This is a genomic window from Curvibacter fontanus (assembly GCF_054780335.1).
Genome location: NZ_BAAGWN010000044.1, coordinates 1 through 22,929, shown reverse-complemented (window position 1 = coordinate 22,929; position 22,929 = coordinate 1). Strand labels below are relative to the sequence as shown.

Below are 22,929 nucleotides of genomic sequence, written 5' to 3'. Positions count from 1 at the left end.
CCTTGGGGCTGCATTGGTTTCGACGTGGGTTCGGACGCGATGTGGTGCATGTCGAGCTGAATGTGCTCGTAAAACTGATTCAAAAAACCTAACTGCAAACGACGAACGTTTCGCACTCGCTGCTTAATTGCCAGTGAGCTTTACAACAGCAGGCCGATGGGCTGGGCAAGGGGGCGCAAGCCTCCCGGCTGTAAAGATAATTTCATCGGCTGGTCCGGGGCTGGGTACCTTAGCAGCGGACGAGAAAATAGGGTGCTGGCGGCTGGCATAGCGTGCGACTGCGCGATGCCAGTGGCGAGATCCAAATCAGACCGCTAAACATGTAGATCTGCTCGAACAAGGCTTGCGGACGGGGGTTCAAATCCCCCCAGCTCCACCATACACAAGCCCCAACCGTTCTCGGTTGGGGCTTTTTCTTGTCCTGACAGGGCGTTGCTCAGCGCAGCTCGCCCGAGCGGCTGTCCAGCGGGGCAACGAAAGAGTCGTGTTTCCACGTCGTGGACAGCTGGCTCTCGTAGGCTTCGTGGCTGTGCGGGTCGGCCGTGAAGAGGGCGTCCAGGCGGGCGAATTCGCTGGCGGTCGGCTGGTTGCCACGCTGGCGCGAGAGCGCGGCCTTGAGGTTGGCGCGGGTCTGGTTGAACTCGGTTTCGGTACGCACGCGTTCCAGTTCTTCCTTGAGCACAGCCTGTTCGCCCAGGAAGGCGGCGCGGATGGTGCTGAGGCTGGGCAGGTGTTCGGGATCGACCACCCAGTAACGGATATTGCACTGCGAGAGCAGGGTGTGCTTGAGGGTCTGGTTGCTCAGCGACAGGCCCTGCGGGCCCGGCACGTCAACGCAGCCGACCACCTGGCCCTCGGCATTGCAGATGGTGAAGGTGCAGTACACACCACTGAGGATCTGGAACCAGTGCTGGCCTTCCTCGCGGACCTGCGGCATGGTGAAGCGCGTCACCGGCAGCTTGACCATGACGTGATGGTCCTGGAAGGCGCGCAGCATCCAGCGCCAGACCAGTCGCTCCCGGCTGTTCACCAGGGCGCGTACCGTCAGCGGCCATTTGCGCGGGATGCGTCGCTTGGCCAGATCCTTTTTTTTCAGGTGCGCGGCATAGGCGTACGCACCCAGTGCGCCGCTCACGGCCATCAGCCCTGCGACTATCATCCACCCTGTGTACCCGTTCATATGCAGCGGTATCGTTGTTTGTGAAAAGTGTAAGGTCTACAGCCCCTATCCTGAACCAGTTAAGCGAAGTTGGAGCACGTTGGAGGGGCTTTGGAATGAACTTTTGCACGGAATCGTGCGCTGATTACAGAGTCCGGGTGCTGATTCGCTACACTTTTTGTGCCTTCCAGGCACGCCAGACGTGCCCCAGAGACCTTTTCATGCAATTGCAGGACATTCTTTACGCCCAGGGCTTTGGGACCCGCCGGGTTTGCGCCGGCCTGATCCAGCAGGGCCATGTGGCCGTCTACCCCGTCAGCGGGGCAGGGGCCGCCGAAGTCTGTACCGAGGCGGCGGCCGAGTTCGACGACGAGGGGCTGCGCTTGCGTGTGCAGGGGCTGGAATGGGCCTGCCACCGGCGTGCCTGCATCATGCTGCACAAACCGGCAGGCATCGAGTGCTCGCAAAAACCCTCGGCCTGGCCCAGCGTCTACACCCTCCTGCCGGCGCCGCTGCGCCAGCGCCCCAACAAGGGCGCCGTGCAGGGGGTGCAGGCCATCGGCCGGCTCGACCAGGACACCACGGGCCTGCTGCTGCTGACCGACGATGGGCAGCTCATCCACCGTCTGGCCGCGCCACGCCATGAGGTGCCCAAGGTCTACGAGGTCATGCTCAAGCACCCGGCCGGCGAGCGCGAACTGCAGTTGCTGCTGTCCGGTGTGGTGCTGGACGACGATCCGCGGCCGGTGCGTGCTGCTGCCTGCGAACTCATCGACCCGCAGCACCTGCGGCTGACGCTGACGGGGGGCAAGTACCACCAGGTCAAGCGCATGGTGGCGGCCGTGGGCAACCGGGTCGAGACCTTGCACCGTTCCCGGATCGGTGGCCTCCAACTGCCGGCCGACCTGGCCCCGGGTCAGTGGCGCTGGTTGGAAGCCGCGGACCTCGCGTTGATCCCGGTCTGAGCTGGACTGGCTCATGTCGCCTGCGCCTGACGTACATCAAGCCCTGGAGGTCAATGAGTGCATGGCGGCCGCTACACTTGTGGCTTCACAGCCCCGAGTGTTCCATGCTGCAGTTTTCCCCCCGTGCCTTCGTCTTCCTGCTGGTCCTCACGGCCGGGGCCTCCATGGCACAGTTGCAGCCGGCGCCGATCTTCGTGCTCAACTCCAAGGACGCCGATGTGAGCGTGATCGACCCGGTGAGCTGGAAGGAGATCAAGCGCTTTGCCACTGGCAAGGAGCCGCACCACCTCTATCTGACGCCGGATGAGAAGTCGCTCATCATCGCCAATGCCTTCAGCGACACCCTGACCTTCGTCGACCCGCGCACTGCCGAGGTGCAGCGCACCGTGCGCGGCATCCTCGATCCCTACCAACTCAGGTTTTCGCCTGACATGCAGTGGTTTGTCACGGCCGCCAACCGGCTCAACCATGTGGACATCTACCGCTGGGATGGCCGCGACCTGACGCTGGCCAAGCGCGTTCCCACCGGCAAGACCCCCAGCCATATCTGGATCGACAGCAAGAGCACCACGGCTTACGTGTCCATGCAGGACAGCGACGAGCTGGTGGCCATCGATCTGCAGCGCCAGCAACTGCTCTGGCGCATCAAGACCGGCCCCCTGCCGGCCGACGTGTTTGGCACGCCTGACGACCGCTTTCTGCTGGTCGGCCTGACCGGCGGCGAGGGGGTGGAGGTCTATGACCTGGCCATGCCGCTGCCGGCCCTCACGCAGATGATCCCGACCGGCGCGGGCGCGCACGCCTTTCGCGCCGTGGGCGACCGCCGACATGTGCTGGTGAGCAACCGCGTGGCCAACACCATCAGCAAGATCGACTACAAGGCCATGGCCGTCGTGGACCAGTACCCCGGCCCCGGCGGACCGGACTGCATGGACCTGACGGCCGATGGCCGTTACATCCTGCTGTCGTCGCGCTGGGCGCAGAAGCTCAGTGTGGTCGACACGGTGACGCGCCAGGTCGTGCGTCAGGTGCGGGTGGGCAAGTCGCCGCACGGTGTCTGGACCCTGGACCATGCGCCGCGCCAATAGCCTCTGCGCTGGCTGGCTGGCAGCCCTGCTGCTGGTGCTTTCGCCGGCCCATGCGCAGGACTGCCCCCGACCGTTGTACCTGACCTTCGACACCGGCCACATGGGCGTGGCCGAGCACGTCGCCGAGGTCTTGCGTCGCCAGCGGGTGCACGTCACCTTCTTCGCGGCCGACGAACGCACCCGGGTGGGCGATGGCAGCCTGGGCATGCACTGGGCCGCCTGGTGGCGCGAGCGCGCGGGCGAGGGGCATGAGTTCGCCTCCCATACGCTGGACCACGTCTACTGGCGCGCCGACCTGCCGCAGCCCGACGGCAGCGTGAAGTTCCGCGTGCGGGCATCGGCGGGTGCGCAGGCCGACCGGGACCAGGTCTGGACGGCGGCACAGTACTGCGCCGCCATCGAGGCGGCTTCGGCCCGCCTGCAGCAACTCACGGGCCGCGCCCCCTTGCCCTTGTTTCGCGCCCCCGGGGGCAAGACTTCGCCGGCCCTGCTGGCGGCCGCGCGCCAGTGTGGCTACCAGCACGTGGGCTGGGCAACGGCCGGCTTCCTGGGTGACGAATTGCCCAGCGAGACCTACCCCAATGACGCGCTGCTGGAAAAGGCGCTGCGCAACATCCGTGCGGGTGACGTGCTGATGGCACACCTGGGCATCTGGTCGCGCCGTGATCCCTGGGCGCCCGCCGTGCTCGAACCCCTGATCGTGGGGCTCAAGGCCCGGGGTTTCTGTTTTCGCACCCTGCGCGAGCATCCGGATTACCGCGCCTGGATCGCAGGGCGCGCGCCGGCCGGGAAATAATCGGGCATGGACACGCTGGTCAACGCCTTCAACGATCTGCAGCAGTGGCTGTTCGAGGCCCTGGTACAGCCTGTGGTCTTCGCCATCGGTCTGGGCAACCGGCTGGAAGATGCCTACGACGGAACCGGCTGGCTGCTGGTGGGCCTGTTGCAATTGGCCGTGATGCTGGTGGTGGTGGTGCCGCTGCAGCGCTGGCGGCCGGTGGAGCCGGTGAGCGACCGTGCGGCCGTCCGTGTCGACGTGCTCTACACCCTGATCCATCGCCTGGGCCTGTTCCGCCTGGTGCTGTTCTTCACGCTGACGCCGCTGCTCGACGACTTGATCGGCCTGCTGCGTGTGGCGGGGCTGCCGACCCTGCACCTGGACGATCTGTGGCCCGGCGTGACCGACCTGCCCCTGGTCAGCCTGTTGATGTACCTGGTGGTGATGGATTTCTTCGACTACTGGCTGCATCGCGGCCAGCATCACATCGGGTGGTGGTGGCGGCTGCACGCCTTGCACCACTCGCAGCGGCAGATGACAGTCTGGAGCGATAACCGCAATCACCTGCTGGACGACCTGATCCGCGACCTGCTGCTGGTCACCCTGGCCCAGCTGATCGGCGTGGCCCCGGGACAGTTCGTGGCCATCGTGGCCTTCACCCAGCTCAGCGAGAGTTTCCAGCACGCCAATCTGCGCCTGTCCTTCGGCCACTGGGGCGAGCGCCTGTGGATCAGCCCGCGCTTTCACCGGGTGCACCACAGCATCGGCATCGGCCACGAGTCGCCGGGAAGAGTGCTCGGCGGGCATAACTTCGGCGTGCTGCTGCCCTGGTGGGACATGCTCTTCGGCACCGCCAACTTCGAGCTGCGCTACGACCCCACCGGCGTCCGTGATCAGGTGGAGCGGGGGCGTGACTACGGGGATGGCTTCTGGGCCCAGCAGTGGTTGGGGCTCAAACGCCTCGTCGGTCGCGCCTGACACATTGGCCAAGGGCAGGCCACGGTATGCTTGCCGGTATGACACTCTTCCTGGACTCTTTCTGGCGTGCTCTGGCCTACTGCCTGCAGCCGCGTGTGATCGCCCTGTCCTTGCTGCCCCTGGCGCTGCTCGCCGCCTTGAGCGTGGGCCTGTCCTGGCTGTTCTGGGAGGATGCGGTGCTGGGGCTGCAGGTCTGGCTGTCGGACTGGGCGCTGATGGACAGCCTGTTCCGCTGGCTCGACAGCGTGAACATGGGCCACCTGCGCAATGTGCTGGCGCCGCTGCTGCTGATCATGCTGGTGCTGCCGCTGGTGATCGTGCTGTCCCTGCTCACCGTGGCCTGGCTGGCCACGCCGGCCCTCGTCAGACTGGTGGCCGAACGTCGTTTCGCAGGGCTGGCACAGCGGCGTGGTGGCAGCTTCGTGGGCAGCCTGGTGCAGGGCCTGGGCTCGGCGCTGCTCGCCTTGCTGGCCCTGATCCTGACCCTGCCGCTGTGGCTGATCCCCCCGCTGGTGATCGTGCTGCCGCCCCTGGTCTGGGGCTGGCTGACCTCGCGTGTCATGGTCTACGACGCCCTGGCCCAACATGCCAGCCAGGCCGAGCGTGAAGAACTGATGCGGCGGCACCGCTACTGGCTGCTGGGCATCGGTGTGGTCAGTGGCTACATGGGCGCGGCGCCCGGCCTCATCTGGGCGGTCGGCGCCATGGCGGTGGTGCTCGCGCCCTTGCTGGTGCCGCTGGCGATCTGGATCTACACCTTTGTTTTCATCTTCGCCGCGCTCTGGTTCACCCATTACGGTTTGGCAGCACTCGCTGCCCTGCGTGCTGAACCCCTGTCGGCCGCCACTCCAGCGTCGGCGGCACTGCCGCAGTCCATCTCTTCGACCGACACCGATGTCTGACGTACCTTTTTCCTTCGGCCTGATCATCATCGGCGACGAAATCCTCTCCGGCAAGCGCGCCGACAAGCACCTGCCCAAGGTGATCGAGCTGCTGCAGGCGCGCGGCCTGCAACTCGCACACGCCGACTACGTGGGTGACGATCCGGCGCGCATCACGGCCACACTGGCGCGCGCCTTCGACTCGGGTTCGGTGGTGTTCTCGTGCGGCGGCATCGGTGCCACGCCGGACGACCACACGCGCCAGTGCGCGGCGCGTGCCCTGGGCGTGGAGCTCGCCCTGCACCCGCAGGCCGAAGGGCTGATCCGCGAGCGCATGCAGGATGTGGCGCGCGAACAGGGCGTGCCCTATGTGCCGGACCGCGCCGACAACGTGCACCGTCTCAACATGGGCGTGTTCCCGACCGGCGCCCACATCATTCCCAATCCCTACAACAAGATCCCGGGTTTCAGCTGCGCCTCGCCTTCGGGCCGTGGCGCGGTCCATTTCGTGCCGGGTTTTCCGGTGATGGCCTGGCCCATGATCGAGTGGACGCTGGACACGCTGTACGCCCCGCTGTTCCACCGCCATGCCTGGCGGGAGCAGTCGGTCATCGTCTATGGCGCCATGGAAGCCGCGCTGACGCCGCTCATGGAGGCGATCGAGGCGCGGCATGCCGGTGTCAAGGTCTTCAGCCTGCCCAGCGTCGACCACCCACAGCATGGCCGTCACATCGAGCTCGGCGTCAAGGGCAGCCCGGAACTGACCCCGGAGGCCTATGCCGCCCTCTTGACAGGCTTGCGCGAGCAAGGTGCCAAGCTCGGCCCTGAATTGGTGCGAAATCAATAAATTGCCATTCTGGTGCCAATTGATTGCACCAAAATAGTGCCATCATGGTGAAAGTTTCTGCTTCGGTGCGTTCACGGCCTCTCGAAGGTTCAGAAACTCAGGGCAAAATACCGAATCCGACGCAAGCCGGCTTCAGTTGGATTGGCACAGAAACTGCATTCTTGTGCCTGCGTAACTTTTAATCAACCTTCCTAGCAGGAGTACCAGATGGCCAAGACCGTCGCAGACGTGATGAAGATGGTGAAGGAAAACGAAGTCAAGTTTGTTGATTTCCGCTTCACCGACACCCGTGGCAAGGAACAGCACGTGACCGTGCCGATTTCCCACTTCGACGAAGACAAGTTCACCTCGGGCCACGCCTTTGACGGTTCGTCCATCGCCGGCTGGAAGGGCATCGAGGCTTCGGACATGCAGCTCATGCCCGACCCGAACACCGCCAACATCGATCCCTTCTTCGAAGAAACCACCCTGTTCCTGCAGTGCGACGTGGTCGAACCCAGCGACGGCAAGGCCTATGACCGCGACCCGCGTTCGATCGCCAAGCGCGCTGAGGCCTATCTGAAGGCTTCCGGCATCGGCGACACCGCCTACTTCGGCCCCGAACCCGAATTCTTCATCTTCGACGGCGTGCGTTGGGCCAACGAACCCGGCAACGTGATGTTCGCCATCGACGAGTACGAAGCCCCCTGGAACAGCGGCAAGCAGCTCGAAGGCGGCAACCGCGGCCACCGCCCCACCACCAAGGGCGGCTACTTCCCGGTGCCCCCGGTCGACAGCACGCAGGACATGCGCGCCGAGATGTCCCTGATCCTCGAATCCCTGGGCATCCCGGTCGAAGTGTTCCACCACGAAGTGGCGGGCGCCGGCCAGAACGAGCTGGGCACCAAGTTCAGCACGCTGGTGCAGCGTGCCGACTGGACGCAGAACCTGAAGTACGTGGTCTGGAACGTGGCCAACGCCTACGGCAAGACCGCCACCTTCATGCCCAAGCCCTACGCGGGCGACAACGGCTCGGGCATGCACGTGCACCAGTCCATCTGGAAGGACGGCAAGAACCTGTTCGCCGGTGACGGCTACGCCGGCCTGAGCGATTTCGCCCTGTACTACATCGGCGGCATCATCAAGCACGCCCGTGCCCTGAACGCCATCACCAACCCCGGCACCAACAGCTACAAGCGCCTCGTGCCCGGTTTCGAAGCCCCGGTGAAACTGGCCTACAGCTCGCGCAACCGTTCCGCTTCCATCCGCATCCCCTTCGTGGCCAACCCCAAGGGTCGCCGTATCGAGGCGCGTTTCCCCGATCCGTCCGCCAACCCCTACCTGGCCTTCTCGGCCCTGATGATGGCGGGTCTGGACGGCGTGGAAAACAAGATCCACCCGGGCGAAGCCGCCACCAAGGACCTGTACCACCTGCCCCCGGAGGAGGACAAGCTGGTGCCGACCGTCTGCCACAGCCTGGACCAGGCCCTGGACTACCTGGACAAGGACCGTGGCTTCCTGACCAAGGGTGGTGTGTTCACCGATTCCATGCTGGACGCCTACATCGAGCTCAAGATGGGCGAAGTCACGCGCTTCCGCATGGCGCCGCACCCGGTCGAGTACGACATGTACTATTCCCTGTAAAGGGGCGACCGCAGGCTGTGATTCGTTACAGCCTGTCGCAAAAAAAGGACGGCTTGGGCCGTCCTTTTTCTTTTCCGTGAACTTTCGGGGTTTGATTTTTGGCGCGAATAGTCGATACTCTCAGACCGTCCCTGCATTTCCGATGTGCGGAGAACCCTATGAAGAAGCCTTTACTGATGTCGTTGACAGCTACGCTTTTCGTAGCAGGGCTGGCTGTGGCCGGTCCGGCCCAGGCCCAGGGCCGTATCTACCGTTGCGGCAATGAGTACACCAACACCGTCCAGCCCGGTCAGAAGGGCTGCAAGCTGCTTGAAGGCGGCAACGTGACCGTGGTGCAGCGTCCGCGCGCGACGGAGACGGTCCGCCTGGCCTCGGCCGGTCAAGATGGCACGCGCGTCGATGGTGTGCTGCAGCGCCAGCGCGACGCAGATGCCCGCCAGATCCTGGAAGCCGAACTGCGCAGGGCCGAGGCTCGCCAGGCCGAACTGCTCCAGGAATACAACAACGGTGAGCCGGAAAAAATGGGGCCGGAGTTCCGCAACCACCAGAAGTACCTGGACCGGGTGAGCGAGCTCAAAGCCAGCATCGAACGCAATGAGAGCGACCAGGCCGGTCTGCGCCGCGAACTCGATCGCCTTCCTGAGTCAAAATAGGCGGCTTGAAACCGACCGCCATTTCCTCCGTCAGCCGCTTCCAGCCTTTCGACCTCCTGGCCACGCTCGTCGCCGTCGTGCATGGCGACGGTGCGGTGGTCTATGCCAATGCGGCCCTGGAGGATGCCCTGGGCATGTCCCGGCGCAGCATCGAGGGTTCCGCCCTGGCCGATTACTACACCGAGCCCCAGGTCCTGGCCTCTGCCCTCGGGGGGCTGCGCGACAACGAGTTTGCCGCCCTGCGCTACGACGCCTGGGTCAAGCGCCCCGGGCGCGACCCTCTGCCGGTTCATGTGATCCTGACCCAGACCGACAGGCCCGGGGACATCCTGATCGAGATGCTGCCGCTGGAACAGCAGGCCCGCCAGGAGCGCGAGGAGCGCCTGCTGGACCAGGCCCAGGCCAACAAGGAATTGATCCGCAACCTGGCCCACGAGATCAAGAATCCGCTGGGCGGCATCCGAGGTGCCGCCCAGCTGCTGGAAATGGAGATCGACAGCCAGCTGACCGAGTACACGCGTGTCATCATCCACGAGGCCGACCGCCTGCAGACCCTGGTGGACCGCCTGCTGGCCCCGCACCGCCGTCCCCATGTGGTGGGCGACGTCAATATGCACGAGGTCTGCGAGCGCGTGCGTTCGCTGATCCTCGCCGAATTTCCCAGGGGCCTGCGCGTGGTGCGGGACTATGACACCTCCATCCCCGAATTTCGCGGTGACCGCGAGCAGCTGATCCAGGCCGTGCTCAACATCGCGCACAACGCCTGCCAGGCCCTGGCCGAGCGCATTGCCGCCGGCGAAGCGCGTCTGACCTTCCGTACCCGGATCGCGCGCCAGATCACCTTCGGCAAACAACGCTACAAGCTGGCACTGGAATTGCATGTCATCGACAACGGGCCCGGCGTACCGGACTCGATCAAGGACCGCATTTTTTTCCCGCTGGTATCGGGACGGGAAGGCGGCTCCGGCCTGGGGCTGACGCTGGCGCAAACCTTCGTGCAGCAACACCATGGCCTGATCGAGTGCGATAGCGAGCCGGGCCGGACCGATTTCAAAATATTGATACCGCTGCCCTGAGAAAGGCAGCATGACCTAAGGGTAGAGCCGACATGAAGCCGATTTGGATCGCCGATGATGACCAGTCCATACGCTTCGTGCTGGAAAAGGCGCTGCAGCGCGAGCAGATGCCCACCCGCAGCTTCACCAATCCGCGCGAGGTGCTGGCCGCACTCGACGAGGAGGGCGAGGGCCCGCAGGTGCTGGTGAGCGACATCCGCATGCCGGGGGGGTCCGGACTGGAACTGCTGGAGAAGGTCAAGGCCCGCCATCCCGGCCTGCCGGTCATCATCATGACCGCCTTCTCCGATCTGGACAGCGCCGTGTCGGCCTTCCAGGGCGGCGCCTTCGAATACCTGCCCAAACCCTTTGACCTGCCCAAGGCAGTGGAGCTGATCCGCCGCGCCGTGGAGGAAAGCCAGCGCGAAGAAGTGGCGCAGGAAACCATCGACGCCGCCCCGGAGATGCTGGGCCAGGCCCCGGCCATGCAGGACGTGTTCCGCGCCATCGGCCGGCTCTCGCAGAGCAATGTCACGGTGCTCATCACCGGTGAATCGGGCTCGGGCAAGGAACTGGTCGCCCGCGCCCTGCACAAGCATTCGCCGCGCGCCAACGGGCCCTTCGTGGCCATCAACACCGCGGCCATTCCGAAGGATCTGCTGGAGTCCGAGCTGTTTGGCCACGAACGTGGCGCCTTCACCGGCGCCCAGACCATGCGCCGCGGCCGCTTCGAGCAGGCCGAGGGCGGCACGCTCTTCCTCGACGAGATCGGCGATATGCCCTTCGACCTGCAGACGCGATTGCTGCGTGTGCTCTCGGACGGCCACTTCTACCGTGTGGGTGGGCACAGCGCGGTCAAGGCCAATGTGCGCGTGATCGCCGCCACCCACCAGGACCTGGAGCAGCGCGTCAAGGAAGGTGTGTTCCGCGAAGACCTGTTCCACCGCCTCAATGTCATCCGCCTGCGCCTGCCGGCCCTGCGCGAGCGGCGTGAGGACGTGCCCATGCTCACGCGCCACTTCCTGCAGCAGAGCGCGCGCCAGCTGGGCGTCGAGCCCAAGCGCATCTCGGATGCGGCGCTGGAGCGGCTGGGGCGCTTCGGTTTCCCCGGCAATGTGCGTCAGCTCGAAAACATCTGCCACTGGCTGACAGTCATGGCGCCGGCCCAGGTGATCGAACCCAAGGACCTGCCGCCCGAGATCGGTCTGGTGGCCGGTGAATTTGCTGCGGCAGTCGCACCGGCCGCCTCCGTCACCAGCATGGGCGCACTGGAACCGGTGGCCCTGGCCGTTTCGCCGGCCGTGGGGCTGCCAGCGACGGGTGACTGGGAGAGTGGCCTCCAGGCCGAGGCCATGGCCCTGCTGCTCAGCGGACGCCTGGACGTCTGGGACGAACTGACCAAGCGCTTCGAGCGCAAGCTCATCCTGACCGCGCTGGACAGCACGCGCGGCCGGCGCATCGAGGCGGCCCACAAGCTGGGCATAGGCCGCAACACCATCACGCGCAAGATCCAGGAGCTGGGGCTGGAAGAATAGGGAGCAACCCCCTGAGCGGCTGCGCCGCTTCCCCCTTCTGCTGCGCGAAGGGGGACGACGCCAGTGGCCGGGCAAAGCCCGCTCCACGGCGTCTCCCGATGAATACCGGGTGGCTGGTCATTTGGTTTCAGTCGAAGAGACCGGGGCCGCCGAAGCGGGCGCCCTCGATCTCCAGCATCTTCAGCTTGGTCTGCAGCCCCCCGTGGGCCGAGAAGCCTCCCGTGCCGGTCTGCGCGCCCAGCACGCGGTGGCAGGGCACCACGGGGGCGAAGGGGTTGGCGCCCAGGGCCTGGCCCACGGCACGGGCCGCGCCTGCTTCGCCCAGGCCTTGCGCCACCTCCCCATAGGTCAGCGTTTCCCCCGGCGGGATGCGTCGCGCGAATTCATAGACGCGCTGGTGAAAGGGCGGCACGCCCTCCATGTCCAGCGGCAGGTGTGTGAGATCGCGTGGTTCGGGTGGATGGCCTTCCAGCAGGGCCGTGATGGCGGCGATGGCGTCCTGCACAAAGGGCGGTGGCCTGCCCTCATCGCCGTCCGGGAAACGCCGTGCCATGCGCGCACGCGTCGCGGCCTCGTCCTGCTCGGGCAGGTTCACGCAGGTCAGTGCGCGCTCGTTCCAGGCGATGCCGCAAAAACCCAGAGGCGTGGGGAAGAGGGCATAGGCCAGGGTGGGCATGGGAAAGGCGCAGAGCGTCCGGCCGGTCCAGGGGCTGGCTGTCTACAGTCCCTGCAGTTCCAGCACCACGGGCGCGTGGTCGCTGGGGCGTTCGTTCCTGCGCGGCGTCGGGTCCACGGCGCAGGCCGCGGCCAGGGGCTTGAGCGCCTCGCTGATCAGGATGTGGTCGATGCGCAGGCCCTGCTTGCGGCGAAAGCCCATATTGCGGTAATCCCACCAGGAATAGTTCTTCTCGGGCTGCGGGAACAAACGGACCGAATCCGTCAGGCCCAGATCGATCAGCGCGCGCAGGTGGGTGCGCTCTTCCTCGGTGCAATGGATGGTGTCCTTCAGACCCACCGGGTCCCAGACGTCGGCATCGTCGAAGGTGATGTTGTAGTCGCCCATGAGCACCAGTTTCGGGTGTGTGAGCAGTTCGGTGCGCACCCAGTCGTGCAGGGCCGTGAGCCAGCGCATCTTGTAGGCGAACTTGTCCGAGCCCGGTTCCTGCCCATTGGGGAAGTAGGCGCCGATGACACGCACGCCGTTCACGGTGGCGCTGATCACGCGCGCCATCTCGTCCTCGAAACCCGGGATGTTGCGCACCACCCCTTCCATCGGCGTGCGCGTGAGCAGGGCCACGCCGTTGTAGGTCTTCTGGCCGAAGCTCTGGGCCTGGTAGCCCGCCGCCGTGAAAGCCTCGAAGGGAAACTTGTCGTCGGTGAGCTTGAGCTCCTGGAGCGCCAGCACGTCAACGGGATGGGCGGCCAGCCAGTCCAGCACCTGCGGCAGCCGCACGTTGAGCGAGTTGACGTTCCAGGTGGCGAGCTTCATCGATGGATCGCTATCAAATATGAAGCGCTGCCAGCGCGCCCACGACCACGCCCATCGCTCCGGCGGCAAACATGGCGTACTCCAGCCACTTCTTGCGTGTCAGCAGGGCGATGGCGGCCAGCGCGATACAGACCTGCAGCACGGTGGTGGCCTGGGCCCAGCGGTGGTGCTGGTGCATCTGCTCGTCGCTCTTCCTGTCCCAGGCCGTGGCGTCGGCTTCAAGCTTCTCGGCATCGACCTTGATCTCGCCCTTTTCCTTCTCGTAGCGGTCGATCTTGGCCTGGTACTTGGCCTTTTCGCCCTCCTTGGGGGTCAGGTCGCGCGAGACCTCGGCCAGGGACTGCTTGGTGCTCTTGGACTGGAAGTAGTTCCACTGGTTGGAGGCTTCCGTCTTCTTGATGGCCGCATTGTTCTTGTAGAGGCCGGCATTGGCCTGGGTGGCGCCGCCCATGTAGGCGAAGATGGCGCCCACCGTGGCGATGATGGCCGTGAACATGGCGATCTGGTTGGTCATGCCGCCGCCATGGTCGCCACCCTGTTGCGCGTGTTCGAGTTCGTGGTCGTGCGGGCCGTGCACGTGAAAACCGCCTCCGGACATATCAGACTCCTCGTGTATTCGTGTAAGTGACAAAACTGAAATTCAGGCCGGTGGAGGAAACATGGCGCTCACGCTGCGTTTCCTTCCACTCGGGTCCGAATTGTGGCGCAAAAGCATCCCCGTCATATGACGCTTCTATTTCTGTCACCACGGCCGTGCTGGCCAGCGGCAGGGCCTGCCTGTAGATCTCGGCCCCGCCGATGATCCAGGCATCCGTCACCGCGCCGCACAGGGCCAGGGCCTCGGGCAGCGAGTGCGCCACGCGCGCGCCCTCGGCCAGCCAGCCTGGCTGGCGCGTCACCACGACATTGGTGCGGCCGGGCAGGGGGCGAAAGCGCGGAGGCAGGGATTCCCAGGTCTTGCGGCCCATGATGACCGGACTGCCCAGCGTGGTGCGCTTGAAGTGGGCCAGGTCCTCGGGCAGATGCCAGGGCATGACGCCGTCCTTGCCGATGGCGCCGTTGGCCGCGCGGGCGTAGATGAGGTGCAGTTTCATGCGGGTATTTTCCGGGAACGCGGCGGCAGCAGCACGGCGGCGATGGCCATCATCACGAAGACGATGGCCACGTAATCCTGCCAGTGCGGCCATTCGCCGACGATGACGGTGGCGCTCAGGGTGCCGATCAGCGGGATGGCCATGATGCTCATGGCGCTGGTGGACGGCGGCAGGTGCCGCGCCAGGCTGGCCCACAGGGTCTGGGCAAAACCGTAGTTGATGAAGGCGCCGTAGGCCAGACTGAGCCACATGGCGCTGCTGAACTGCCAGCGGGGCCAGGGTTCGCTGACCAGGGCGATGAGCCAGAGACAGGCGCTGGCCAGGATCATGGTCCAGATCGTGAGCGTCTCCACCGGCAGCGTGAGGGTCGCGCGGCGCATCAGCAGCGTGCCGATGGCCCAGCAGATCGCGGCGATCTCCATCCAGACGATGCCCAGCGGGCGGCCGGTCAGCGCGGTGAATTCGCTGGAGGTCAGCAGCGCGATGGCGATGGCCACGGCCACTGCCGCCACAGCGACGCGACGCGTGAGCTTCTCGCCCATGAAAAGCGCGCCGATCAGCACGGTCCAGATCGGCATGGTGAAACCCAGGATGGCCGCACGCCCCGAGGCCAGCTCCTTCACGCCCAGGATGGATACCGTGTGCCAGCCCAGCATATTGGGCGCGCCGATGGCGACCACCGAGCGCCACTCGGCGCCGCGCGGCAGCATGCGCAGGCCCCGGGCGCGGTACCAGCTGTAGAGAAAGAGCGCGCCGGCCGTCATGGTCAGGGCGCGGAAGTACATGGGCGAGAGCTCGCGCAGCGAGAACTTCATCATCGGCCAGTTGACGCCCCACATCAGCGTGAGGGCGACCAGGGTGAGGAGCTGTTGCCGGCTGATCACACGGCCACCGGAGCCTTGATGGCCGGGTGGCACTGGTAGTCCAGCACCTCGAAGTCCTCAAACTGGTAGTCGAAGATCGAGTCCGGCCGGCGCTTGATGTGCAGCGTGGGATAGGGATAGGGCGCGCGGCTCAGTTGCAGCTCCACCTGCTCGTGGTGGTTGCTGTAGATGTGGCAGTCGCCGCCGGTCCAGACGAAGTCGCCCACATCCAGATCGCACTGCTGCGCCAGCATGTGGGTTAGCAGCGCGTAGCTTGCGATGTTGAAGGGCACGCCGAGGAAGATGTCGGCGCTGCGCTGGTAGAGCTGGCACGAGAGTCGAGCCTGTCCTGAGCCTGTCGAAGGGGCCACGTAGAACTGGAAGAAGGCGTGGCAGGGCATGAGCGCCATCTTGCCGAGTTCGGCCACGTTCCAGGCGCTCACGATGATGCGGCGCGAGTCGGGGTTGCTCTTGAGTGTCTTGACGACCTCGGCGATCTGGTCGATGTGGCCGCCGTCGGGCGTGGGCCAGCTGCGCCACTGCACGCCGTAGACCGGGCCCAGGTCGCCGTCAGGCCGGGCCCACTCGTCCCAGATCGAGACACCGCGTTCCTTGAGCCAGTGGTTGTTGCTCGATCCCGTGAGAAACCACAGCAGCTCCTGGATGATGGAACGCAGATGGACCTTCTTGGTGGTCACCAGGGGGAAGCCTTCCTTGAGGTCGAAACGCATCTGGTGGCCGAACACGCTGCGCGTGCCGGTGCCGGTGCGGTCTGTCTTGGCCACGCCCGTGGTGTACACGTGGCGCATGAAATCTTCGTACTGGGAGCGGACAGGGCGGGAGGTCATGGCCACGATTTTCCTACAAGTCAGTGTCCCCGTGGCGGGGCGCACCACGGAACCGGCTCGGCTGGGCCGTCGGTGCGGTCCCCCTCCCGCCGAAGGCGAGAGAGGGGGAAGGCGCGCAGCGGCTCAGGGGGCGTTTACTTCACGCCGGCTGCTCCAGCCGCGCCAGCAGCCGGTCGCGGCCCGAGAGTACGTGGCGTTCGGCCAGGGTGCGGGCGCGCTTGGCGTCGCCTTTGGCGATGGCCTCGAAGATGGCGCGGTGCTCGGTGTTGGAGCGGCGCATATTGCCCGGAGCGTTGAAGTAGCTGCGCCGGAACAGATGCAGTTCCTTGATGTAGTCGTCGTAGGCCTGGTGCGCGCGCTGGTTGCCCGAAAGCTCCAGGATCACGGTATGGAAGCGCAGGTTGAGTTCGTAATAGGCGGTGCCGTTGCCGGCCTCGCAGGCCGTGTCCATGCGGTCGAGCAGCTGTTCGAGTTCCGCGCGGTGGCTGTCGTCCACGTGCACGCTGGCGCGCTCGGCGGCGAAGCCGAAGACCAGGGCGCGCAGCTCATAGATTTCCAGCATCTCGCGCACCGAGATCTGGCGCACGAAGACGCCCCGGTTGGGCACGGCCGTGACCAGACCCAGGCCGGCCAGCATGCGGATGGCTTCGCGGATGGGGCCGCGGCTGGTGCCCATGCGCAGGGCCAGGGCAGCCTCGTTCAGGCGCTCGCCGGGCTGGATCTCGCCGCTGTAGATGAGGCGCTTGAGTTCTTCCGCGATGGCGGGTGAGAGTCCCTGCTCGGTTTTTTCTTTGGCGGATTCCATGGGGATCGGGGGGATGCAGCGTCGGGGGAGTGGCTGCATGGTAGCACCTGCCGTGAGGTGGGCACTGAGGAAAACCACTAAAAGTGTCATCTATTACTGAAAAAGTGTTGACACTTTGGATTTCAAGCAAGACACTGCACCCCAGCTTTTGATTTGAAGTCCTGACCCATGCCCCATCTCCCTGCTTCCTCCGCCCTGGCGCGCTTCCGTGTCATCGACCTGACCCAGGTGCGCGCCGGCCCGACCTGCTGCCGCCAACTCGCCGACTGGGGCGCCGATGTCATCCAGGTCCAGATGCCCGAGCACATGCGCGGCGACGACACCCTGGGCGGCCAGGACGGTTCGGACTACCAGTACACGCACCGCAACAAGCGCTCGATCACGCTCAACCTGAAAGAGGCCGAGGGCATAGACGTGCTCAAGCGCCTGATCGCCACGGCCGACGTGGTGGTGGAGAACTTTCGTCCCGACGTGAAATTCCGCCTGGGCATCGACTACGAGACCCTGGCCAAGGCGCATCCGCGCCTGGTCTACGCCAGCATCTCGGGCTTCGGCCAGACCGGACCGCTCAGCGCACGCCCGGGCTTCGATCAGATCGCCCAGGGCATGAGCGGCCTGATGTCGGTCACGGGCCGGCCGGGTGACGGCCCCATGCGCGTGGGCATCCCCATCGCCGACCTCTGCGCGGGCATCTTCGCGGCCCAGGGCATCCTGGTGGCGCTGCTGGAGCGCGAGGCTTCGGGCAAAGGGCAGTTCCTGCATACCTCGCTGCTGGAATCCATGGTCTACATGATGGATTTCCAGACCTCGCGTGTGCTCATCGACGGCGAGGTGCCCACCCAGGCCGGAAACTACCACCCGACCAGCATCCCCACGGGCGTCTACAAGGCGCGCGACGGCTGGATGAACATCGCCGTCTTCGGCTCCAAGATCTGGGAGCGCTTCTGCGACATCCTGGGCGCGCCCGAGTGGGTGACGGACGCGCGTTACCACGACAAGATGTGCCGTTCCGTCAACCGCGATGCGCTCAACGAAGAGATCAACCGCCGCCTGGCCGCGCAGGACCGCGCCTACTGGGTCCAGCGTTTCAACGAAGGCGGGGTGGCCTGCGGCCTCATCAACAACGTCAAGGAAGTGTTCGAGGAGCCGCAGATCCAGCATCTGGGTATGGTCAAGGAGGTGGTGTCAGCCCACCATGGCCCGCAGCGCCTGGTGGGCCAGCCCGTGCAGCTGGAGCGCACGCCCAGCACCATCGCACGCGCGGCGCCCAAGCGCGGCGAGCACAGCGCCGAGATCCTGCAGGAACTCGGCCTGGCCGATGATGAAATGAAGCGCCTGAAGGCACAAGGAGTGTATTGAAGTGATGAAACACCCCCAGGCTACGCGCACTACGTGTCGCTACGCCACCCCCCTCAAGGGGGCAATGCCAGTGGCCCGGCAAAGCCGGTTCCACGGCATTCCCCGGTTAGACCATTTCATGCGTCGTGGGTCGCGCCCGGTGCGGTGGAGCAACTGAGATGGAAGAAATCACTTACCAGTCGCCCACCGAGCGGGTGCAGAGCTGGATGGACGAGGATGGCAGCACGCTGCGCATCCGCTTCAACAACCCGGAGCGCCACAACGCCCTGTCGGTCGACATGTGGGAGGCGGTGCCGCCCCTGCTGGCCCAGGCCGAGACCGACGAGCGGGTGCGCCTGGTGGTGTTCAGCGGTGCGGGCGAGAAGGCCTTCGTCTCGGGCGCCGACATCTCTCAGTTCGAGGACATGCGCGCCGCGCGCGAGGCCGTGGCCCGCTACGAGGCCATGGCCGAGCAGGCCCTGATGGGCATCTACAACTTCAGCAAACCCACGCTGGCCTGCATCCGCGGCTACTGCATCGGCGGCGGCGTCAACGTGGCCATGAGCTGCGACATCCGCATCGCCAGCAGCGACGCGGTGTTCTCCATTCCCGCCGCGCGCCTGGGCCTGGGCTACCGCTACTCGGCCCTGAAGAACCTGGTGGATCTGGTCGGCCCCGGTGTGGCCAAGGACCTGTTCTTCACGGCCCGCCGCATCAGCGCGGCAGAGGCCAGGGAGGTGGGCCTGATCTCGCGCGTCTGCGCGCCGGACCAGCTGCCGGCCCTGCTGGCCGAATACACCCAGGCCCTGGCCGCCAACGCGCCGCTCACGGTGCGCGCCGGCAAGGCCATCGTGGCCGAGATCCTCAAGCCTTCGCCCGAGGTGGACTTCGACAAGTGCCGCGCGCTGATCCAGGGTTGTTTCCAGAGCGAGGACTATGCGGAGGGTCGCAAGGCTTTCATGGAAAAACGCAAGCCCGTGTTTCGCGGCAAGTGAAACGACATAGGAAAACAAGATGAAGTCTTACTGGGCCAAGATAAGCGGCGGCAAGATCGAGGTGGAGCTCCGCGACATTCCCCGTCCCGAAGCCGGGCCGGGCCAGGTGCTGGTGCGCGTGCGCGCCGCCGGCCTGAACCGCGGTGAGTTCATCATCGGCCACAGCCTGCAGGCCGAAGGCAGCGCCAAGGCGGCCGGCATGGAAGCCGCTGGCGAGGTGCTGGCCTGCGGTGCGGGCGTCAGCGGCTTGAAGCCGGGCGACGCTGTCATGGGCCGCTGTGGCGGCGGCTTTGCCGAGGTCGTGCTCATGGACGCACGCGAGGCCATGCCCAAGCCGGCCCGGCTGAGCTGGGAGCAGGCCGCGGCCGTGCCCCTGACCGGCCTGGTGGTGCACGACATGCTGGTGCTGCAGGGGCAATTGCAGGCCGGCCAGTGGCTGTTCATTCCGGGCGTGTCCTCGGGCCTGGGCGTGACCGCGCTGACCATGGCCAAGGCCCTGGGCGCCAAGGTGATCGGCACCTCGGGCTCGCAGGCCAAGCTCGACCACCTCAAGACCCTGGGCCTGGACCTCGGCCTGTGCACGCGCGCGCCTGATTTCCATGACGCGGTCATGCAGGCCACCGGTGGCAAGGGTGTGAGCCTGGTGGTGAACGCCGTGGGCGGCACCCTGTTCGCCGAGAGCATGCGTTGCCTGGGTTTCCAGGGGCGGCTGGCCGTCGTGGGTTATGTCGATGGTGTGCTGCATGCCGAGATCGACCTCGACGCCCTGCATGCCAAGCGCCTCACGCTGTTCGGCGTGTCCAACAAGCTGCGCAATGCCGGCATGAAGGCCGAGGGCCTGCCGCCCTTCAAGGCCCAGATCCTGCCCATGCTGGCCGATGGCCGCATCGTGCCGCTGGTGGACCGTGTGCTGCCCTTCGAGCAGCTGGCCGAGGCCAAGGCCGCCATGGAAGCGGGCCAGCACATGGGCAAGATCGTCCTGGCCGGTCTGTCCTGACATTGCATCCAAGCCTCACGTTCGCCAACCATCAACAACGAAGGAGATACGACATGCACAAACGCAGGCTCTTACTGGCTGCCCTGGTTCTGGGCAGCTGTTCCCAGGTCGTGCTGGCCCAGGCGCCGGCCTACCCGAACAAGCCCGTGAAACTGGTGGTGGGTTTCGCCCCGGGCGGCGCCGCCGATTTTGTCGCCCGTGCGATCGGCGAGTCCTTGGGCCGTGCGCTCGGTCAGCCCATCGTGATCGAGAACAAGGCGGGCGCCGGCTCCAGCATCGCGGCCGAGGCCGTGGCCAAGTCCGCGCCCGATGGCTACACCCTGCTGATCGCCAGCCCGAGCAGCATTTCGGTCAACCCGGCGCTGAACACCAAGCTGGGTTACAAGCCCAGCGACCTGCTGCCCGTCACCAAGCTGACGGCCTCGCCCCTGGTGATTGCGGCCAACCCCACGAGCGGCATCACCTCGGTCAAGGAGCTGATCGCCAAGGCCAAGGCGGCCCCGGGCGCTTTGAACTACGCCACCTCGGGCAACGGCTCGGCGCCGCACCTGGGCGCGGCCCATTTCAGCCAGGTGGCCGGCGTGCAGATGCAGCACATCCCGTTTCGCGGCGGGGCCCCGGCCATCCAGTCGGTCGTCGCGGGTGACACGCAACTGACCTTCGGCACGCCGCCCTCGGTGCTGCCCATGATCCAGGCCGGCCGCCTGCGTGGGCTGGCGGTCAGCACGCTGGAGCGCACCCCCCTGTTCCCGGATCTTCCGGGCATGAAGGAAGCCGGGCTGCCGGACTACGCCATCGACTTCTGGTACGGCTTCTTCGTGCCGGCCGGCACGCCGCCGGCCGTCGTGCAGAAGCTGTTCATGGCCACGCAGACTGCGATGCAAGTCCCCACCGTGAAGGCCGCGCTGGCGCGCGAAGGCACCGACGTGTCGGTGTCCAAGTCACCCGCTGATTTCGCGGCCTTCCTGGCCAGGGACGAGAAGTTCTGGGTCAAGCTGGTGAAGGATGCCGACGTCAAGCTCGAGTGATATCTGGTGACGGGTTAGGAGTTGGTTGACGTGGCAAGCCGGGTCTCGCCCCGGCGGCCGACTCACTTTCTCTTGCTTCGCCAAGAGAAAGTAAGCAAAGAGAAGGCGACCCTGGTGTCTGTGACCCCGGCTGCGCCGGGGCAACCTGCGATGCTCGCGTCAGGCGGGAGCCGCGCAAACTCGCCCTACGGGCTCAAACATGCGCGTCTCTTGATCCGCCTGCCGCTGCGCGTCTCGGCACAGGCACAAGGGTGGGGACAGCGAAAACCGAGGGTACAAAAGACAAGGGCACGCTATCGCGTGCCCTTGATTCGCCTGACTTTGGGTAGGCGACCAACGACGAGCATCACTAAACACCTCAATGTGACAGCTCCAGCGTCTCCCACCTGCGCAACATGTCCACCTGTCGTCGCAGCGCATCGGTCGGCATTGTTTGAGAGCCCCATACCGGAATTCGGCCCGCGTATTCACCTAACAGCCAGAACTGCCGTACTGCCATGAAAGGAGCAATGGCTTCAGCATCAACGTCAGAAATGGACCGGACCTCGCGATAAGCATTGAGGAATTGCCGCCATTGAGTTTTTTTCTCATCGCTTAATTCACTGTCTGGTGTTCGTGGGTGTAGATTCCACGGGTATACGGCAAGTTCGTAGGCTAGGATCCCGGGTCCAGCTTCATCGAAGTCAAAGAACCGTGCTTCGTGCTGACCGTCTGGTCGCCGCACGATAAAGTTATTTTGGCCATGTGCGTCCCCATGGCAAAGCACCTCTTGAAGTTCGCCCAGCGATATGATGCGATCATGCAAGCGCTGACCGAGCATCTCGAATTGCGTGCGCAATTCGGTTGTCATCGTCGAGGCCCGCAGCAAGCGTTGCAGCGGCCCCAGCAGCAAGTAGTCCAAGTCGAGGGTGTAGGCGCTGTCTGTCCCCCGGTAACTTTCGCCCGCGGTGTGCAACGCGGCCAAGCCGTGAGCAAAAGCCTCGATATCCTCTGCCGAGTTACCGGTTGCCTCGCCATCCAGATACTCAAACAGAACCAACGGTCGACAGCCTTCTGGCAGTGGAGCATCGATGGACATGGCGCCACTCGCCGCGGGCAAACACCGTGACACCGGACAGCCGCGCTGTGCCCAGTGCTCAAGCGCTGCGGCTTCGAATAGCAGATTGGCCTTGCCACGCGGCCGGTCAGCGCAAAGTCGCGCCACGGCACGCTGTCCTCCTGCAAAAGTCAGACGATAAACTTGGTTGAAGCTGCGTCGCAGAAATTCGCTCTCAACCACTTCCCCGAGGTCATAGTGCGCCTGTACGAGTTTTGCGATGGCGGCTGCTGTTGGGGTGGACTGCGCAATTTCAATGTCATCGCTTCTCATCTATTGGATTCCTGTAGTCGGAGAGGATATGACTGTGTGCCTAACTTGATATAGACCGCAAAAGTGCGGAATAACATGGACGGACATTCATCCTGGCGCCTCCCTTGCTGCAAGCTAAGTGCTTGTTTTGTTTCAAGAATTTGGTTGACTATAGCGTGGCGTGGCGCGAATGACAAACCGTGACTCCGCAGTCACCGCGTGAGCGGGGACTGCGGGGTTCAGGTATCCGGTTCCAACCGCCGTGTGCGGAGGCGAGTAGCGCAGGCAGCGGCGGAAGAAGAAGCGCAGATGTTTGAGCCCGTAGGGCGAGTTTCTGCGCTTCCCGCTGCTGCCGAGCAACGCAGCGTGCCCGTAGCGCAGCGGAGGGACGACGCACCCGGCTCGCCTTTCTTTTGGGTACTTTGCTTTGGCGAAGTGTATAGACCGGGGACATGGGTAACGGGTGTGCCAGGACATGGGTAACACCTTCGACTCAAGTATCAGCGCGCAGCGCATGCAGGTCGATCTGCATGAAGCGCTGATGGCAGAAGTACACATCATG

At 65.1% G+C, this 22,929-nt stretch carries 23 protein-coding genes and 1 other RNA gene; 15 read left to right on the top strand and 9 right to left on the bottom strand.

Translation table 11 applies throughout. The features are described 5' to 3' along the window. The first annotated feature begins 4 nt into the window (after positions 1-4). Positions 5-379: a transfer-messenger RNA gene (gene ssrA / locus ACYVH8_RS15235) on the top strand. Between the two features lie 57 nt (positions 380-436). On the opposite strand, the gene ACYVH8_RS15230 is transcribed toward ssrA, so the two are convergent. Then, positions 437-1,159 carry a hypothetical protein gene (locus tag ACYVH8_RS15230; RefSeq protein ID WP_460489661.1) on the bottom strand — a complete coding sequence of 241 codons (723 nt, stop codon included), beginning with the start codon at positions 1,157-1,159 and terminating at the stop codon, positions 437-439. 221 nt (positions 1,160-1,380) lie between these two features. On the opposite strand from ACYVH8_RS15230, the gene ACYVH8_RS15225 reads away from it, so the two are divergent. The 10 genes from ACYVH8_RS15225 to ntrC all read left to right on the top strand — a co-directional run bounded on the left by ACYVH8_RS15225 (position 1,381) and on the right by ntrC (position 11,562). Beyond that, positions 1,381-2,124, top strand: a complete 744-nt coding sequence (locus ACYVH8_RS15225; protein WP_460489660.1) for a 16S rRNA pseudouridine(516) synthase — start codon at positions 1,381-1,383, stop codon at positions 2,122-2,124. 104 nt (positions 2,125-2,228) lie between these two features. After that, complete coding sequence (locus ACYVH8_RS15220; RefSeq protein WP_460489659.1) at positions 2,229-3,212, top strand: YncE family protein; 984 nt, start codon at positions 2,229-2,231, stop codon at positions 3,210-3,212. Further along, on the top strand, positions 3,196-4,008 hold the full coding sequence (locus ACYVH8_RS15215) for a polysaccharide deacetylase family protein (RefSeq protein ID WP_460489658.1): 813 nt from the start codon (positions 3,196-3,198) through the stop codon (positions 4,006-4,008). Before ACYVH8_RS15220 ends, ACYVH8_RS15215 begins: the two co-directional genes overlap by 17 nt. A gap of 6 nt (positions 4,009-4,014) precedes the next feature. Further along, positions 4,015-4,968, top strand: a complete 954-nt coding sequence (locus tag ACYVH8_RS15210; RefSeq protein ID WP_460489657.1) for a sterol desaturase family protein — start codon at positions 4,015-4,017, stop codon at positions 4,966-4,968. A gap of 38 nt (positions 4,969-5,006) precedes the next feature. Beyond that, the gene (locus ACYVH8_RS15205; protein ID WP_460489656.1) at positions 5,007-5,870 is read left to right on the top strand and encodes an EI24 domain-containing protein; all 864 of its coding nucleotides are present in this window, start codon (positions 5,007-5,009) and stop codon (positions 5,868-5,870) included. Beyond that, entirely contained in the window at positions 5,863-6,696 is an 834-nt protein-coding gene (locus ACYVH8_RS15200; RefSeq protein WP_460489655.1) for a competence/damage-inducible protein A, read from the top strand. Before ACYVH8_RS15205 ends, ACYVH8_RS15200 begins: the two co-directional genes overlap by 8 nt. A 207-nt stretch (positions 6,697-6,903) precedes the next feature. After that, positions 6,904-8,319: a type I glutamate--ammonia ligase gene (gene glnA, locus ACYVH8_RS15195; protein WP_460489654.1), complete on the top strand. Its 1,416-nt coding sequence runs from the start codon at positions 6,904-6,906 to the stop codon at positions 8,317-8,319. Positions 8,320-8,477: 158 nt separating this feature from the next. Then, entirely contained in the window at positions 8,478-8,972 is a 495-nt protein-coding gene (locus ACYVH8_RS15190) for a hypothetical protein (protein ID WP_460489653.1), read from the top strand. A gap of 5 nt (positions 8,973-8,977) precedes the next feature. Then, positions 8,978-10,048, top strand: coding sequence for a nitrogen regulation protein NR(II) (gene glnL, locus ACYVH8_RS15185; protein WP_460489652.1), 1,071 nt, complete (start codon positions 8,978-8,980; stop codon positions 10,046-10,048). Positions 10,049-10,080: 32 nt separating this feature from the next. Further along, positions 10,081-11,562 (top strand): nitrogen regulation protein NR(I), encoded by a 1,482-nt coding sequence (ntrC, locus tag ACYVH8_RS15180; RefSeq protein WP_460489651.1) that lies wholly within the window; start codon positions 10,081-10,083, stop codon positions 11,560-11,562. A gap of 127 nt (positions 11,563-11,689) precedes the next feature. Here the strand turns inward: ntrC and ACYVH8_RS15175 are convergent, their stop codons facing one another. The 7 genes from ACYVH8_RS15175 to ACYVH8_RS15145 all read right to left on the bottom strand — a co-directional run bounded on the left by ACYVH8_RS15175 (position 11,690) and on the right by ACYVH8_RS15145 (position 16,661). Continuing rightward, positions 11,690-12,238, bottom strand: a complete 549-nt coding sequence (locus ACYVH8_RS15175; protein ID WP_460489650.1) for a methylated-DNA--[protein]-cysteine S-methyltransferase — start codon at positions 12,236-12,238, stop codon at positions 11,690-11,692. A 42-nt stretch (positions 12,239-12,280) separates the two neighbouring features. Further along, entirely contained in the window at positions 12,281-13,051 is a 771-nt protein-coding gene (gene xth, locus ACYVH8_RS15170) for an exodeoxyribonuclease III (RefSeq protein ID WP_460489649.1), read from the bottom strand. Between the two features lie 13 nt (positions 13,052-13,064). Next, positions 13,065-13,649 (bottom strand): DUF4337 domain-containing protein, encoded by a 585-nt coding sequence (locus tag ACYVH8_RS15165; protein WP_460489648.1) that lies wholly within the window; start codon positions 13,647-13,649, stop codon positions 13,065-13,067. A 1-nt stretch (position 13,650) separates the two neighbouring features. Then, a complete protein-coding gene (locus ACYVH8_RS15160; protein WP_460489647.1) occupies positions 13,651-14,145 on the bottom strand; it encodes a dihydrofolate reductase in 495 nt (164 codons plus the stop codon). Further along, the gene (locus ACYVH8_RS15155; RefSeq protein ID WP_460489646.1) at positions 14,142-15,029 is read right to left on the bottom strand and encodes a DMT family transporter; all 888 of its coding nucleotides are present in this window, start codon (positions 15,027-15,029) and stop codon (positions 14,142-14,144) included. The genes ACYVH8_RS15160 and ACYVH8_RS15155 overlap by 4 nt, the downstream gene beginning before the upstream one ends. Beyond that, positions 15,026-15,856 carry a thymidylate synthase gene (locus tag ACYVH8_RS15150; protein ID WP_460489645.1) on the bottom strand — a complete coding sequence of 277 codons (831 nt, stop codon included), beginning with the start codon at positions 15,854-15,856 and terminating at the stop codon, positions 15,026-15,028. The genes ACYVH8_RS15155 and ACYVH8_RS15150 overlap by 4 nt, the downstream gene beginning before the upstream one ends. 139 nt (positions 15,857-15,995) lie before the next feature. Beyond that, complete coding sequence (locus ACYVH8_RS15145; protein ID WP_460489644.1) at positions 15,996-16,661, bottom strand: GntR family transcriptional regulator; 666 nt, start codon at positions 16,659-16,661, stop codon at positions 15,996-15,998. Positions 16,662-16,829: 168 nt separating this feature from the next. Here ACYVH8_RS15145 and ACYVH8_RS15140 point away from each other — a divergent pair, with 168 nt between their 5' ends. The 4 genes from ACYVH8_RS15140 to ACYVH8_RS15125 all read left to right on the top strand — a co-directional run bounded on the left by ACYVH8_RS15140 (position 16,830) and on the right by ACYVH8_RS15125 (position 21,019). Beyond that, positions 16,830-18,020, top strand: a complete 1,191-nt coding sequence (locus ACYVH8_RS15140; protein WP_460489643.1) for a CaiB/BaiF CoA transferase family protein — start codon at positions 16,830-16,832, stop codon at positions 18,018-18,020. A 158-nt stretch (positions 18,021-18,178) separates the two neighbouring features. Beyond that, positions 18,179-18,994 (top strand): enoyl-CoA hydratase, encoded by an 816-nt coding sequence (locus ACYVH8_RS15135; RefSeq protein ID WP_460489642.1) that lies wholly within the window; start codon positions 18,179-18,181, stop codon positions 18,992-18,994. A gap of 19 nt (positions 18,995-19,013) precedes the next feature. After that, complete coding sequence (locus ACYVH8_RS15130) at positions 19,014-19,991, top strand: zinc-binding dehydrogenase (RefSeq protein WP_460489641.1); 978 nt, start codon at positions 19,014-19,016, stop codon at positions 19,989-19,991. Between the two features lie 53 nt (positions 19,992-20,044). Continuing rightward, positions 20,045-21,019, top strand: coding sequence for a Bug family tripartite tricarboxylate transporter substrate binding protein (locus tag ACYVH8_RS15125; RefSeq protein WP_460489640.1), 975 nt, complete (start codon positions 20,045-20,047; stop codon positions 21,017-21,019). 358 nt (positions 21,020-21,377) lie between these two features. Here ACYVH8_RS15125 and ACYVH8_RS15120 read toward each other — a convergent pair whose 3' ends face one another. Continuing rightward, on the bottom strand, positions 21,378-22,388 hold the full coding sequence (locus ACYVH8_RS15120) for a phosphotransferase enzyme family protein (protein ID WP_460489639.1): 1,011 nt from the start codon (positions 22,386-22,388) through the stop codon (positions 21,378-21,380). Positions 22,389-22,929 lie beyond the last annotated feature (541 nt).

Coding starts and splice junctions, on each gene's coding strand:
- ACYVH8_RS15220 (WP_460489659.1), top strand. CDS start 2,229: ATGCTGCAGTTTTCCCCCCGTGCCTTCGTCTTCCTGCTGGTCCTCACG.
- ACYVH8_RS15125 (WP_460489640.1), top strand. CDS start 20,045: ATGCACAAACGCAGGCTCTTACTGGCTGCCCTGGTTCTGGGCAGCTGT.
- glnA (WP_460489654.1), top strand. CDS start 6,904: ATGGCCAAGACCGTCGCAGACGTGATGAAGATGGTGAAGGAAAACGAA.
- ACYVH8_RS15130 (WP_460489641.1), top strand. CDS start 19,014: ATGAAGTCTTACTGGGCCAAGATAAGCGGCGGCAAGATCGAGGTGGAG.
- ACYVH8_RS15145 (WP_460489644.1), bottom strand. CDS start 16,661: ATGGAATCCGCCAAAGAAAAAACCGAGCAGGGACTCTCACCCGCCATC.
- ACYVH8_RS15210 (WP_460489657.1), top strand. CDS start 4,015: ATGGACACGCTGGTCAACGCCTTCAACGATCTGCAGCAGTGGCTGTTC.
- xth (WP_460489649.1), bottom strand. CDS start 13,051: ATGAAGCTCGCCACCTGGAACGTCAACTCGCTCAACGTGCGGCTGCCG.
- ACYVH8_RS15150 (WP_460489645.1), bottom strand. CDS start 15,856: ATGACCTCCCGCCCTGTCCGCTCCCAGTACGAAGATTTCATGCGCCAC.
- ACYVH8_RS15165 (WP_460489648.1), bottom strand. CDS start 13,649: ATGTCCGGAGGCGGTTTTCACGTGCACGGCCCGCACGACCACGAACTC.
- ACYVH8_RS15215 (WP_460489658.1), top strand. CDS start 3,196: ATGCGCCGCGCCAATAGCCTCTGCGCTGGCTGGCTGGCAGCCCTGCTG.
- ACYVH8_RS15190 (WP_460489653.1), top strand. CDS start 8,478: ATGAAGAAGCCTTTACTGATGTCGTTGACAGCTACGCTTTTCGTAGCA.
- ACYVH8_RS15205 (WP_460489656.1), top strand. CDS start 5,007: ATGACACTCTTCCTGGACTCTTTCTGGCGTGCTCTGGCCTACTGCCTG.
- ACYVH8_RS15175 (WP_460489650.1), bottom strand. CDS start 12,238: ATGCCCACCCTGGCCTATGCCCTCTTCCCCACGCCTCTGGGTTTTTGC.
- ACYVH8_RS15200 (WP_460489655.1), top strand. CDS start 5,863: ATGTCTGACGTACCTTTTTCCTTCGGCCTGATCATCATCGGCGACGAA.
- ACYVH8_RS15160 (WP_460489647.1), bottom strand. CDS start 14,145: ATGAAACTGCACCTCATCTACGCCCGCGCGGCCAACGGCGCCATCGGC.
- ntrC (WP_460489651.1), top strand. CDS start 10,081: ATGAAGCCGATTTGGATCGCCGATGATGACCAGTCCATACGCTTCGTG.
- ACYVH8_RS15135 (WP_460489642.1), top strand. CDS start 18,179: ATGGAAGAAATCACTTACCAGTCGCCCACCGAGCGGGTGCAGAGCTGG.
- ACYVH8_RS15120 (WP_460489639.1), bottom strand. CDS start 22,388: ATGAGAAGCGATGACATTGAAATTGCGCAGTCCACCCCAACAGCAGCC.
- ACYVH8_RS15225 (WP_460489660.1), top strand. CDS start 1,381: ATGCAATTGCAGGACATTCTTTACGCCCAGGGCTTTGGGACCCGCCGG.
- ACYVH8_RS15140 (WP_460489643.1), top strand. CDS start 16,830: ATGCCCCATCTCCCTGCTTCCTCCGCCCTGGCGCGCTTCCGTGTCATC.
- ACYVH8_RS15230 (WP_460489661.1), bottom strand. CDS start 1,159: ATGATAGTCGCAGGGCTGATGGCCGTGAGCGGCGCACTGGGTGCGTAC.